11 protein-coding genes and 2 tRNA genes are annotated in these 13131 nt (G+C 72.2%); 4 read left to right on the forward strand and 9 right to left on the reverse strand.

The genetic code is table 11. The annotated features are described in order from the left end of the window. Positions 1-8 precede the first annotated feature (8 nt). Positions 9-1328, forward strand: coding sequence for an ABC transporter substrate-binding protein (locus ACFYOS_RS00690; protein ID WP_387134394.1), 1320 nt, complete (start codon positions 9-11; stop codon positions 1326-1328). A 49-nt stretch (positions 1329-1377) separates the two neighbouring features. Here the strand turns inward: ACFYOS_RS00690 and ACFYOS_RS00695 are convergent, their stop codons facing one another. The 7 genes from ACFYOS_RS00695 to ACFYOS_RS00725 all read right to left on the reverse strand — a co-directional run bounded on the left by ACFYOS_RS00695 (position 1378) and on the right by ACFYOS_RS00725 (position 8290). Beyond that, positions 1378-1626, reverse strand: coding sequence for a hypothetical protein (locus ACFYOS_RS00695; protein WP_387134396.1), 249 nt, complete (start codon positions 1624-1626; stop codon positions 1378-1380). A 47-nt stretch (positions 1627-1673) separates the two neighbouring features. Then, positions 1674-2981 carry an MFS transporter gene (locus ACFYOS_RS00700; RefSeq protein ID WP_387134398.1) on the reverse strand — a complete coding sequence of 436 codons (1308 nt, stop codon included), beginning with the start codon at positions 2979-2981 and terminating at the stop codon, positions 1674-1676. Then, the gene (locus tag ACFYOS_RS00705; protein WP_387134400.1) at positions 2978-3577 is read right to left on the reverse strand and encodes an ArsR/SmtB family transcription factor; all 600 of its coding nucleotides are present in this window, start codon (positions 3575-3577) and stop codon (positions 2978-2980) included. Before ACFYOS_RS00705 ends, ACFYOS_RS00700 begins: the two co-directional genes overlap by 4 nt. A gap of 128 nt (positions 3578-3705) precedes the next feature. Continuing rightward, positions 3706-3779 (reverse strand) — tRNA-Met (locus ACFYOS_RS00710). Between the two features lie 115 nt (positions 3780-3894). Further along, a tRNA-Met gene (locus ACFYOS_RS00715) sits at positions 3895-3968 on the reverse strand. 197 nt (positions 3969-4165) lie between these two features. Then, positions 4166-7126 (reverse strand): UPF0182 family protein, encoded by a 2961-nt coding sequence (locus tag ACFYOS_RS00720; protein ID WP_387134402.1) that lies wholly within the window; start codon positions 7124-7126, stop codon positions 4166-4168. Between the two features lie 150 nt (positions 7127-7276). Beyond that, a complete protein-coding gene (locus tag ACFYOS_RS00725; RefSeq protein ID WP_387134405.1) occupies positions 7277-8290 on the reverse strand; it encodes a PDZ domain-containing protein in 1014 nt (337 codons plus the stop codon). A gap of 183 nt (positions 8291-8473) precedes the next feature. Here ACFYOS_RS00725 and ACFYOS_RS00730 point away from each other — a divergent pair, with 183 nt between their 5' ends. After that, positions 8474-9676, forward strand: a complete 1203-nt coding sequence (locus tag ACFYOS_RS00730) for a zinc-dependent metalloprotease (RefSeq protein WP_387135218.1) — start codon at positions 8474-8476, stop codon at positions 9674-9676. A gap of 141 nt (positions 9677-9817) precedes the next feature. Here ACFYOS_RS00730 and ACFYOS_RS00735 read toward each other — a convergent pair whose 3' ends face one another. After that, entirely contained in the window at positions 9818-10552 is a 735-nt protein-coding gene (locus ACFYOS_RS00735) for a hypothetical protein (protein ID WP_387134406.1), read from the reverse strand. Positions 10553-10622: 70 nt separating this feature from the next. Further along, complete coding sequence (locus tag ACFYOS_RS00740) at positions 10623-11153, reverse strand: M48 family metallopeptidase (RefSeq protein ID WP_387134408.1); 531 nt, start codon at positions 11151-11153, stop codon at positions 10623-10625. A 491-nt stretch (positions 11154-11644) separates the two neighbouring features. On the opposite strand from ACFYOS_RS00740, the gene ACFYOS_RS00745 reads away from it, so the two are divergent. Both ACFYOS_RS00745 and ACFYOS_RS00750 read left to right on the forward strand, forming a co-directional pair. Further along, positions 11645-11812: a DUF5679 domain-containing protein gene (locus tag ACFYOS_RS00745; RefSeq protein WP_165945332.1), complete on the forward strand. Its 168-nt coding sequence runs from the start codon at positions 11645-11647 to the stop codon at positions 11810-11812. Between the two features lie 201 nt (positions 11813-12013). Next, positions 12014-13126 carry a TOMM precursor leader peptide-binding protein gene (locus ACFYOS_RS00750; RefSeq protein WP_387134411.1) on the forward strand — a complete coding sequence of 371 codons (1113 nt, stop codon included), beginning with the start codon at positions 12014-12016 and terminating at the stop codon, positions 13124-13126. Positions 13127-13131 lie beyond the last annotated feature (5 nt).

Here is a 13131-nt window from a genome sequence, read left to right on the forward strand (position 1 = left end):
AGAACCCCGTGCGCCCTCCGCAGTCCGTGCCCCGTCCCGGTCTCGACCGGCGGCGGCTCCTCGGCGCACTCACCGGGCTGCCGCTGCTCGGCGGCGGACTGGCCGGCTGCGCGCCGGAGGTGGAACGCCGGGTCGACAACGAGCCGATCGAGCTGTCGGTGTTCTGGTGGGGTGAGGCCCGGCGGGCCGAGGCGACCGACAAGGCGCTGCGCCTCTATTCCCAGCAGCACCCCCGAGTGCGGTTCCGGCTCACCTGGCAGGGCCGCACCGGCTACTACGACCGGTTGGCCACCCAGGCCGCCGGGGGCAACGTGCCCGACCTGTTCCAGATCGAGGACACCATGCTGACCGAGTACGCCCAGCGGGAGATCGTCCTCGACCTCAGCCGGTACGTCGCCGACAACCGGCTCGACCTGCGCGGCCTACCGGAGAACCTGGCCCGGTACGGCCAGGTGGACGGCCGGACCATGGCGGTCGCCGCCGCGCAGACCAACGCCGCGCTCGTCTACAACCGGGACCTGCTGCGCCGCCTGGGCCGACCCGAGCCGCACACCGGCATGACCTGGAAGGACTACGCCCGCTGGGCGGCTGACGTCACCGACGCCTCCGGCAACCGGGTGGCCGGCACGATGGACGCCTCCGGTGACTACCGGGCGCTCTGGCTCTGGCTGCGGGGCCAGGGCAGCGAGCTCTACCAGGGGCGGCAGCTCGGTTTCAGCTCCGCCGAGCTGCTCGACTGGTTCGAATACTGGGAGGTGGCCCGCTACGACCGGGCCACCCCGAGCGTCGCCCTGGTGGAGCTGGCGGACAGCGGCGAGCTGGACCGCCGGTTGGTGGTCACCGGGCAGACGGCGGGATCCTTCGCCTGGTCGCACCAGCTCCCGGACCTCCAGCGCCGGACCCACGACGAACTGGGCATGACCGCCCTCCCGGGCACCCCGGCCGCGCAGTGGCCCCGGGCGTCGATGTACTGGGCGGCGTTCCGGGGCACCCGCCAGCCCGACGTGGTCATCGACGTGATCAACTTCTTGACCAACAACGTGGCGGCCGGCCGCATCCTCGGCACCGAGCGCGGGCTGAACGCCAGCGTCCCGGTCCGGCAGTTCGTCACCGACGGCGTCACCGACCGGGCCGAGAAGCGGTTGATCGCCTTCGGCAACGAGCTCGGCGCCCTGATGGGACCCGCGCCCGCTCCCCCGCCGAAGGGGCACGCGCGGGTGCGTACCCTGCTCATCGCCGCCGCCGAGAGCATCCGCGCGAAGCGGTCCGGGGCCCGGTCGGCGACCTCCCGGTTCATGGCGCAGGCGAACGCGGCGCTGGCCGCGTGACCCGTCGGCGGCCGGCGCCCGGCCGGCGGACCGGGCGCCGGCCGTCGGGTCAGCGCGGCGGGCCGCCGCGCCGGTTGCGCATCAGCCGCAGCACCAGCAGCACGATCACCACGACCACCACCAGGCAGCAGAGCAGCCCGAGGAAGCCACCGCCACCCCGGGAGCGCCGCCGGACGGCCTCCACCACCAGCTCGCCATTCCCCGTCGACGCCCAGGCCGCGACCGGCACGAACACCGCGAGCACGACCGCGCCGAGGACCGCGCCGAGCCGGCCCCACCATTTGCTCCAAGCAGACATGCCCTCATCGTCGCCGAGACATGCAACCGGGGCAGGGTAGATGCGCGTCATCGTCCGGCGCCCGCCGGCTCCGGCTCCGGCCGGCCCAGCCGGTCGACGTCGTCCAGGGAACGCATCCCGGGGATCGGCGACGGGAGCAACCAGAGCACGCACAAGGTCCCCCCGATCGCCGCGATCCACAGCGTGGGGCGCAGACCGAGCCAGCTGCCGAGCGCCCCACCGGTCAGCGCGCCCAGCGGCCGGATCCCGTAGTTGATCGCGGAGTACGCACCGGCCACCCGGCTGCGCAGGCCGTCCGGGATGACCGCGGCCTTGAGCGCGTTGAGGTTGACGTCGAACAGCATCACGCCCACGCCGGAGAGGAACTCCGCCGCGCCCACCAGCACGGCCTTCGACCAGAGCGGCCCGTCGGCCACCGCGACGATCGCGATCGAGGCCGGGAAGACGACGGCGCCGAGCATGACGCCGCGACCCACGCCGATGCGGCCGGCGAGTCGGGGCGTGACGACCGCGCCGAGCAGGCCGCCGACCGCCCCGGCTCCCAGAGCGAGACCGAGCAGTCCGGACGGAAGCCCGAGCGTACGGGTGGCGAACAGCACGAGCAGCGCGTTGAACACGAAGGTGAAGTAGTTGACCGTGGTCGTGCAGCCGAGGCTCGCGCGGAGCACCGGGTCCCGGAGCGTGAACCGCAGCCCGTCCCGGGCCCGCTGCCACAACGTCCCGGCCCCGGGGTCGTCCGCCGGCACGGGCGGCACCGCGCCGTCCGGCCGGGCCCGGGTGATACCCAGGGCGGAGAGCGCGAACGAGACCGCGTCGACCAGCATCGCGACCGGGGCCGTCAGCGCCTGGACCAGCGCACCCCCGATGGCCGGCCCGGCGATGAAGGAGACCGACCGGCTGGCGCTGAGCGCGCCGTTGGCGTCGAGGTAGCGGGACCGGTCCACCAGCAGCACGAAGAAGGCCGGGTAGGTCGTGTTGAACAGCACCGCCGCGGTGCCGGTCAGGAACGCCACTACGTAGAGCTGGGCCAGCGTGCCGGCGTCGAACGCGAACGCGAGCGGCACCGTCACCAGCAGCCCGGCCCGGATCAGGTCCGCCGCCACCAGCAGCCGCTTCTTGTTCGGCTGCCGGTCCACCCAGGCACCGAGGAAGATCGCGGCGAGGTTCGGCAGCCATACCAGGGCGGTCAGCACCGACACCTGGACGGCGGTGGCGTCGAGGAGAAGCACCGCGAGGAGCGGAAAGGCCAGCTCGGAGATTCGGTCGCCGAACTGGGAGACGGTGTGCGCGACGAAGAACGAGCGGAAGCCGGGTTCGCGGAGCAGTGGCGGGCGGGCCGCCGCCGGACCGCTCACCGCTCGTCCGCCTCGGGCATGACGTACCGCATGATCCGCACGTGCCGGGAGCCCGGCGGCTGATCGGCCGGGTCGCGGGTGACGTACGGCGCGAGGACCTGCTCGATCGCGGCGTTGACGGCGGCCAGCTCGGTCGGGGTCAGCCGCACCCCGGTGTTGGACAGGCCGGCTGCCCGGCGCCACTCGGGCTCCAACCGCGGTTCGACCTCCGCCATCCAGCGCCGCGGGGTGTCCTCGTGCTGCGCGAACATCGTCCGGCTCAGCACCTGGCTCGCGACCCGCCCATCCTCGTCGTCGGGGAACTGGAACCGGAAGCCGCGCGCGCTCGCCTCCCAGTACCTCTTGCGCGCGTCGCCGCCGTGGGCGCTGTCCCGGACCAGGCCGAACCGCGCCAGGTGGCGCAGGTGCCAGCTGGTCACCGAGGGCGACGCGCCGACGTGCTCGGAGAGCTCGGTGGCCGTCGCCGCGCCGTGCCGCTGGAGCCGCGACAGGATGGCGAGCCGGACCGGGTGCGACAGCGCCCGCATCGCCGTCGGGTCGGTCAGCTCGAGGTCGCCGTACGGGTTGCCCTCGGGCTCGGGATTTCTGAGAGACATGTTTCGAGAGTATCCTCTCAGAATTTTCCCGGCAAGCCTTCCTCGATGGAGTGGTGCCAGGTGAGGGCCTTCCGAGCCGAAGAATGACAAAAGGCCCCGGAGAAGTCTCCGGGGCCTTTCGCGACGAGTAGCGGGGACAGGATTTGAACCTGCGACCTCTGGGTTATGAGCCCAGCGAGCTACCGAGCTGCTCCACCCCGCGTCGGCTCGTACAGCCTATCGCATCTCCGCCGTGGAGATCAGCCGGGTCCCCGATCGCGGCGAACGACATACGGCGAAGGGCCCCGGAGATGATCTCCGGGGCCCTTCGCGACGAGTAGCGGGGACAGGATTTGAACCTGCGACCTCTGGGTTATGAGCCCAGCGAGCTACCGAGCTGCTCCACCCCGCGTCGGCTCGTCTACCGTAGCGCACCGACCCCAAGGGGCGCAAAAGCGGGCTCTCAGCCCAGCCACCTCCGCAACCCGTCGGCCGCCCGGCGCGGTGGCACTGCCGGGTTGCGGGCGTTCCGCCCGGAAAGCGACACGAGCCCGTGGTCCGGGACCGCTAGGGGTTTCCGGGCCACGGGCTCGCGTGGTCGGGTCGGCGTCAGCCGTTCGGTGACGGCGAGGCCGACGGGCTGCCGCCGGGCGCCGGGGTCGACGGATTCGCCGCCGACTGCGCCTGCTGGAACGCGGTCATCGCCTCGTCCAGCGCCTTCAGCGCTCGTCCGTACCGCTCGAAGTCACCGGACGCCTGAGCGGCTTTGACCTCGGCGATCGCGCCCTGCACCCGCTCGGCGGCCTGGGCCAGTTCACCGGTGAGCACCGGCGGGCTGGTGCCGCCCGTCGGCGGAGTGCCGCCCGTCGGCGGAGTGCCGCCCGTCGGCGGAGTGCCGCCCGCCGCGGGCGGAGTGCCGCCCTGCGCTCGTTTGCCCTGCTCGACGAGCTGCTTGATGCCGTCGCTGAGGTTGTTCGCCAGCACCACGTACGAGCCGCCGTCGCCGTACGAGAGCAGCACCTTCTGCAGCAACGGGTACGCGTCCTGGTTGCTGCTCTTCACGTAGACCGGCTCGACGTAGAGCATCCCGTCGGCGAACGGCAGCGAGAGCAGGTTGCCGTACTGCACCTGTGCCTGATTGGAGGAGAGCAGGTTGAGCTGCTGCCGGATGTCGCCGTTGTTGGTCATCTGCTGGTGTACCTGCACCGGACCGGAGATCCGGGTCTGGTCCGGCAGCTCCAGCACCTCCAGCTTCGGCTGCCCGTCGACGTACGACCCGGACACCAGCGCGGCCAGGTTCTGCCGCCGGTTCGGGGTGACCGCCGAGGTGAGCTGGAAGCGCGGCCCCTCCTGGCCCGGGAACTGGGTGAAGAGGTAGTACGGCGGCTGCTTCTGCCCGCTGTCCGGCGCGTCCGGCACGTTGGGCACCTGCCAGAAGTCCTGCCCGGAGTAGAAGTCGCCGGGGTCGGTGACGTGGAACTTGGTGAGCAGGTTGCGCTGCACCTTGAACAGGTCGGCCGGGTAGCGGAAGTGCTCGGCCAGCTCCGGCGGGATGTCTCCCTTGGGCAGCACCAGGTCGCCGCCGAACGCCTTGTTCCACGCCTTCAGCACCGGGTCCGCGTCGTCGAACGCGTAGAGCTTCACCGTGCCGTCGTACGCGTCGACGGTGGCCTTCACCGAGTTGCGGATGTAGTTGACGTTCTCCCGGGCGAGCTGGAAGGTGCCCCGCCCGGTGAGTTCGTCGGCCGTCTCGGCCTGGAGGTTGACCCGATCGGCGTACGGGTAGGTGGCCGCCGTGGTGTAGCCGTCGATGATCCAGAGGACCCGGCCGTTCACCACCGCCGGGTACGGGTCGCCGTCCACGGTGAGGAACGGTGCGACCTTCTCCACCCGGTCCCGCGGGTTGCGCACGTAGAGCAGCTTGGAGTCGTTGTTCACCGCCTCCGAGAGGAGGAAGTTCGACTCCTGCTCCTTGATCGCGTAGAGCAGCCGGCGGGTGAACGAGCCGATCTTGACGCCGCCCTCGCCGGTGTAGGTGTAGTACTGCTCGCCACCGGCGGAGGTCGGCTTGTCGAACTCGACGTTCCGGTCGCCGGTCTGCCCGACGATCGCGTAGTCGTCCGGCTCCATCCGCTCGCCGTAGTAGATCCGCGGCTGCTGGGCCGGGATCTGCTCGGCCTGCGAGGAGCAGGCCTCCTGCGCCTTGTCGCCGAGGAAGCCGGAGACGAAGAACGGCTGACCGCCGCAGACCACCTGGTTGGCCGGGGCGGCGACCAGGCCGTAGCCGTGGGTGTAGACGGTGTGCCGGTTGATCCAGTTGCTCTGCTGGTCGGTCAGCTCGCCGTAGTTGATCTCGCGGACCCCGACCACGTAGTCGGAGGTCTTGCCGGCCACCGCGTACCGGTCGATGTCCAGCTTCGAGCCGAAGTCGTAGAAGCCCCGGACCTGCTGGAGCTGGGTGTACGTCTCGGAGACCAGTTGCGGGTCGAGCAGCCGGACGTTCTGCACCACCGAGGTGTCGGTGGCCAGGCTGGCCGGCGGGACGAGGTTGTTCGCCGCGTACGGCGTGGCCTTCGTGTCCGTCAGCCCGTACGCGGCCCGCGTCGCCTCGATGCTCCGCTGGATGTACGGGGCCTCCTTGTCCCGGGCGCTCGGCTTGACCTCGAAGGTCTGCACCGCCCACGGGTAGATGCCGCCGATCGCCACCGCCGAGACGCCCAGCAGCGCCAGCGCGATGCCGGGCCAGACCAGGTTCCGCATCAGCGCGTTGGAGAACACGATGATCGCGATCGCCACCACGATCGAGATGTACGCCAGGATCTCCTTGGCCGGGAGCAGGGCGTTCACGTCGGCGTAGCCGGCGCCGTAGAGCTTGGCGCCCTCGTTGTACTCCAGCAGCATCGCCCGCCGGTCCAGCACGTACGCGACGGCCTTTAGCAGGACGAAGATCGCGACCAGCGTGCTCAGGTGAGCCCGGGCCGCATTGGTCATCCGGTCACCGACGCCCTGCAGCCGCACCCCGCCGAAGACGTAATGCACGGCCAGCGCGCCGAGCAGGGCGAGCACCACCGCGGTGAACCCGACCCCGAGCAGGTAGCGCCAGAAGGGCAGTTGGAAGACGTAGAACCCGACGTCGACCCCGAACTCCGGGTCCTTGACGCCGAAGCTCCCACCGTTGCGGAACAGCAGCCACTGGCTCCACCGGCTCTGCGCGGAGAGCCCGGCGAAGAGCCCGATGATCGCGGCGGCCAGCGCGATCCAGGTGCCGAGCCGCGGGCTCAGCATCATCCGGTAGCGCTCCAGGGTGGCCTGCTCCGGGGAGTGCGGACGCAGCTGCGGCCGCAGCCGGTACGCCAGCCAGAGGTTACTGGCGATGATCAGCGCCATGCCGAGCCCGACCACCAGGAACAGCAGCAGCCGGGTGGCGAGGACGCCGGTGAAGACCTGGGTGTAGCGGACCTCGTCGAACCAGAGCCAGTCGGTCCACGCGTTGACCCCCCACCCGACCAGGGTGAACAGCAGGAACACCCCGATCAGGACCCCGATGGTGACGCGTCCGCGCCGGCTCATCCTCGGCAGGGGGCTGCTATGCATGACCACTGTTGGCTCCGCACGCTCGATGTGATCGGCTCCGACCAGGCACCCAGAGTACGGGGTGTTCCTGAACACGTCGGGTCAAGGTCACGTCACGATCGTCCGGCGGGACCACCAGGTCCCGGCTCAGCAGCGGGTCGGCTGCCCTCCGGCGCGCAGCGTCTCCAGCGCCTTCAGCGCGTCGTCCAACGACGCCACCTTGAGCAACGGCAGATCGGGCTGGGGGTTACGGACCGCCTCGGCGCAGTTGTCGGCGGGCACCAGGAAGACCTTCGCCCCGGCCTCCTTGGCGCCGACCAGCTTCTGCGCGATGCCGCCGATCGGCCCGACCCGGCCCTCGTCGTCGATGGTGCCGGTGCCCGCGATGACCTTGCCGCCGGTCAGGTCGGCCGGCTCCAGCTTGTCGACGATGCCCAGGGCGAACATCAGCCCGGCGCTCGGCCCGCCGATGTCCCCGAGGTCGATCTTGAGGGTGAACGGGTGCGGCTGCTGCTGGTCGATCTCGATGCCGATCCGCGGCCGGCCGTCCTGCTCCCGGCTGGTCAGCGTGGCGGTGGCCGGGACGCCGGCCCGGGTGTACCCGATCTTCAGCGCGGTCCCCGCCGGCTTGGCCCGGATCAGCTCGGTGAGCCGGGCGGCGCTGGTCACCTGCTGGCCGTCGACCGAGGTGAGCACGTCGTTGGTCTTGAGCACGTCGACCGACGGCCCGCCCGGGGTGACCGCCTTCACCAGCACCTGGATGGGGTAGCCCAACTCCCGCAGCGCGGCCGTCTCGGCGCTGGTCTGCGAGTTCTGGAAGTCCTCGGCGTTGCGCTTCTCGACCTCCTCCTGCGATTCGCCCGGCGGATAGACCAGCTCGCGCGGCACCACCGCCTCGTCCCGGGAGAACCAGCCGGCCAGCGCCGAGCGGAGCCGGACGGTGGGCTGCACGCCGACCGTGGTGAGCCGCAACTGGCCGGCGGAGGTGGACGTGGGCCGCCCGTCGACCTGGATGACCTCCTTGCCGTCGGCGGTGCCGAGGGTGTTGACCGTCGGGCCGGGACCGAGCACCACGTACGGGATGGGCACGCTCAGCACCCCGACGCTGAGCAGGGCGGTGAGCAGTGCACCGAGGAGTACGGTCACGCCGCGACGTCTCATGCGGCAGAGCGTACCGACGGGGGTGTGATGTCCGGCGCGACGACCGCCGGACTTCGCCCTCAGCGCAACGCCAGCGGGCGCGACCTGCGGCGCGGCACGCGTACCGTAGACGTCGTGCCTGATATTCCATTCGGCTTCGCGCTCCCGGGTGGGCAACCACCAGACCCCAACGATCCCGCGCAGATGCAGCAGTTCATGTCGCAGTTGCAGCACCTGCTCTCCGCGCCGGGCAGCGGGCCGGTCAACTGGGACCTCGCCCGGCAGGTGGCCGCCAGCCAGCTCGCCGCCGCCGGCGACCCGGCGGTCTCGCCGTTCGAACGCAACGCGGTGGAGGAGGCCCTGCGCATCGCGGACCTCTGGCTGGAGCCGGCCACCTCGTGGCCCTCCGGCATCCGGGCGTCGGTCGCCTGGAACCGCAACGAGTGGATCTACAAGACCCTCGACGTCTGGCGCAAGCTCTGCGACCCGGTGGCCAGCCGGATGGTCGGCGCGATGGGCGACCTGGTGCCGCCGGAGGCCCGGGCCCAGCTCGGCCCGATGCAGTCGATGGTCGCCACGCTGGGCGGCGCGCTCTTCGGCGGCCAGCTCGGCCAGGCGCTCGGCTCGCTCGCCGCCGAGGTGCTCTCGGCCGGCGACATCGGCCTGCCGCTCGGCCCCGCGGGCACCGCGGCACTCATCCCGGCCAACATCCGGGCGTACGGCGAGGGCCTGGAGCTGCCCGAGGACGAGGTACGCCTCTACGTCGCCCTGCGTGAGGCGGCCCACCAGCGGCTCTTCCAGCACGTGCCGTGGCTGCGCGGGCACGTGCTCACGGCGGTGGAGAACTACGCCGCCGGCATCCGGGTCAACCGGGAGGCGATCGAGGAGGCGATGGGCCGGGTCGACCCGACCGACCCGGAGTCGATGCAGGCGATCGCCCTGGAGGGGATCTTCACCCCGGAGGACACCCCGGCGCAGAAGGCTTCGCTGGCCCGGCTGGAGACGGTGCTCGCCCTGGTCGAGGGCTGGGTGTGCCACGTGGTCGACAGCGCCGCGGGCGAGCGGCTGCCCAACGTCGTACGCCTCGGCGAGGCGTTCCGCCGCCGCCGGGCGGCGGGCGGGCCGGCCGAGCAGACCTTCGCCGCCCTGGTCGGCCTGGAGCTGCGGCCGCGCCGGCTGCGCGAGGCCACCGTGCTCTGGGCGGCACTCACCGAGCACCGTGGGATCGCCGGCCGGGACGCCGTCTGGGGCCACCCGGACCTGCTCCCCTCGGACGACGATTTCGCCAACCCGGAGGCGTTCGCCACGACGAGCACCGACCTCGACGAGGAGCTGGCGAACTTCGACTTCACCGCTCCCGGTGCCCCCGAGGAGCAGCCCCCGGGCGAGGACGGCGACAAGTCCTGAGCCCCTCCATCCCCCAAGATCCGCACAACTTCAGGGAAACTGTGCCCTCACGCCGCGGTGCTGAGGCCACTCTTTCCCGGGAGTTGTGCGGATCTTGCTGCGGGGGCCTCCCGCTCGCCGAGCACAGCGGGTCCCGGCAGATCAGCTCGGGTGGCCGGAGAGCAGGGAGCGGGTTGCCTCCCAGCCCTCGAAGGCCGGGTCGAGGGCGGCCAGGTCGGCCGGGCCACGCAGCCGGCGCCAGCCGGCGGTGACTGCCACGTCCCCGGGGCGTGGGGCGGCCGCCCGCACCTCGGCCGGGCCGGTCGTGTTCAAATCCACCGCCGGCAGCCAGTTCGGTACGGGCAGCCGGGCCGCCACGCCGAGCAGGCCAAGGCCGTTCCCTTCCACCGGGGCCACCGCGACCGGCCGGCTGGACAGCGGCCGGAGCAGCTTGCCGAGGGTGAGCCCCGGCACGTCCGGTGCGTCGGCGACCACCACGGCCGCCTGGTCGTACCCGGTCCTCCCGGCGCCGACAGCCGATGCGGCCTCAGTGGCCGGTCCGGTGCCAGCCGGCGAAGCGGCATCCACAAGCGGCGCGGCCTCCCCGGCCCGCCCGGCGTCGCCGGGCGACGCGGCGTCGGCGGGCCCGGCCAGGGTGGCGAACACAGCATTGACGGTGGGTGCCGGCACCTCGAGGACGGCGGTGCCCGGCCAGACGACGGCGTCGGCCAACCAGCGGTCCCCCGGGGTCACCGCGACCGCCGTCTCCACCTCGTTGAGCGTGGCCAGCAGGTCCACGACGTCTTCGGCCAGCGAGGTACGCCACCGGGTCGGGTCGATCCCCGGCGGCGTCCAGGCCACCGGTCCGAGCAACGCCACCACCACACGTCGGGCCATTGCCCGACCCTAACCCCTGCCCACGCCCCAAGATCCGCGCGACCATTCGGCGAGGCGGGGCGGGCTGGGATCAGTCGGCGAAGGAGATGCCGGCGGCGGAGGCGACGCCCTCCAGGTAGCCGCGGGCCCGCTCGGACTTCGGGTACCGGCCGACCAGGGCCCAGAACGAGGCGTTGTGGCTCGGCACGATCAGGTGCGCCAGCTCGTGCAGGAGCACGTAGTCGATCACCCAGTCGGGCATGTCCTGGATCCGGTGCGAGATCCGGATTGTCCGGTCGGCCGGAGTGCAGGAGCCCCAGCGGCCGTTCTGGTTGGTGACCCAGCGGACGCTGGCCGGGGCGGCCTCGGCGCCGTGCTCGGGCAGGTAGAGGTTGGTCAGTCGGGTGGCCCTGGCCAGCAACTCGGCGTCGGAGCGGGCGAGCCGGCCCTCCCGGGCGGCGAGCCGGGCCAGCATGCGGTCGACCCACTCGCTCTCCTCGGCGCGGGAGAACTGGTCCGGGATGAGCACCACGACCCGCTCCCCGTCCCGGTACGCGGACACCGTGCGTCGCCGGCGCTGACTGCGCCGTACCTCGACGACGGGCTTCCGCGTCCCGGCCATCACTGGTCCGCGCAGCCTCGGATGACTGTCACGAGGGAAAGCTAATGCGTACTGACCAGCAGTCCGCAAGAGTCAACACGACGACACGCGCCCGGAAAATGGCGGTTGGTCGTCAGGAGTCGGAAAAATTTCTTTGCGGGTGACCCGCGCGACGCGTTCGACCGTCACCTGTCGGCCCCCGCCCACGTTAGGTGATCTACGGACGGGCCGTCGCGTGGGGCCCTCCCTAAGGGGGATCTGAGCGCATTCACCCGGCGTGTCCCCGCCAAACTGACTTATCCGACGTAACTCGGCATGCACACTCTCGACGTCGACTTGCTCACAGAGTCAACGCACAGCTGACATGGAACTGCCCATACCTGGGTAGGGTCCGCCAACCAGCGGTCACGAGCGTGGCCGCCGAACCCCCCGGCGCCGGTGCCGCGCGTGGCCCGCCGCAGGGAAACCCACCGGGACGGCGTGCCCGGCGGACGAGACGAGGAGGGGCTACCGTGGCCGACCAGGCCCAGACCTACAACGGTTACTGCGTGAAGTGCAAGGAGAAGCGGGACTTCGAGGGCCGCATCGAGGTCTCGAAGACCGGCATGAACATGGCCAAGGGCAAGTGCCCGGTGTGCGGCACAACAGTGAACCGCATCCTCGGCAAGGCCAAGGTCTGACCCGTAGGGCTCGAACGGGGGAGGGTGGCCGTCGGCCACCCTCCCCCGTTTCGCGTCCGGGCCTGACTGTCGGCTGGCCGACACTGGTTACCGGCTGGTTGTGGACAACCCTGGTCAACGCTGTGGACAACCCCGGATCCAAGCGGGCGCACCTGTGGACAACGATCGACGGAGAGCGGAGACACGGTCACTATCCGTGTCATGTCCCACCCGACGCCGCTCCCCCGCCCCACCCTCCTGCCGGGCCTGACCCGCCTCTGGCGGGACCGGCACACCCTCCAGCTCGGGGTCGAACCCGGCCGGGCGATGCTGCTGGAGGTGGCCAATCCCCGGGCCGCCCGGCTGCTCGACCTGCTGGACGGCACTCGCAGCGAGCGGGCGGTCCTCGCCCACGCGGCCACCGCCCAGGTGGCGCCGGACGAGGCCCGGGTCCTGCTCGACACGCTCCGCGCCGCCGGTCTCGTCGTACCGGCGCACAGCCTGCTTCCCCGCGACCTCGCGGGGCCGGTCCGGGCCCGGCTCGCCGGCGAGGCGGACGCCCTGGCGCTCGCGCCGGCCGGCCCACCCGGCACGCCGGCCCAGGTGGTGCGCCGCCGCCGGGCGGCCCGCGTGCTGGTCACCGGCACCGGCCGGGGTGGCGGGGCGATCGCGGTGGCGCTGGCCCAGGCCGGCGTCGGGCACGTGGCGCCCGAGTTGGCCGGCCCGGTCCGTCCGGCCGACCTGGTCGGCACCGGCCTGACCGCGGCCGAGGTGGGCCGGCCGCTGGCCGCGGCGGTCCGGGGTGCGCTGAGCCGGTGCGCGCCCGGCACGGAGACCGGAGCGCTCCGCCGCGGCCCGGTCGACCTGGTGGTCCGGCTCGGCACGGACCGGCCCGCGGCGCTGCTCGCCGCCGGCTACGCGCAGCGCCGCCAGCCCCACCTCCTGGTCGACCTGCGCGGCGGCGTACCGGTGGTCGGGCCGCTGGTCCGGCCGCCGGTGGGCCCCTGTCTGAACTGCCTCGACCTGCATCGGGTCGACCGGGATCCGGACTGGCCGGCGCTCGCCGCCCAGCTCGCGGCCGACGACACCGAGCGCGCCTGCACCGCCACCACCCGCCTGGCGGCGGTCGCGTACGCGGTCGCCGAGGCGCTGGCCCACCTCGACGGCGGCGTCCCGGAGACCCTCGGCTGCGCGGTCGAGGTCGCCGGGGCCGGCCACTTCCGGCGCCGCCGGTGGCCGCCGCATCCGTCCTGCCGGTGCTCCGGACGTCGCCCGATCCGGGCAGCCTCACCCGCTCCCGGCTTCGGAGCAACAGCGGACCCCCCGAGTCGGTAACAATG

The organism is Micromonospora sp. NPDC005806, from assembly GCF_042871425.1.
In the GTDB taxonomy this organism is placed as follows: Bacteria; Actinomycetota; Actinomycetes; order Mycobacteriales; family Micromonosporaceae; genus Micromonospora.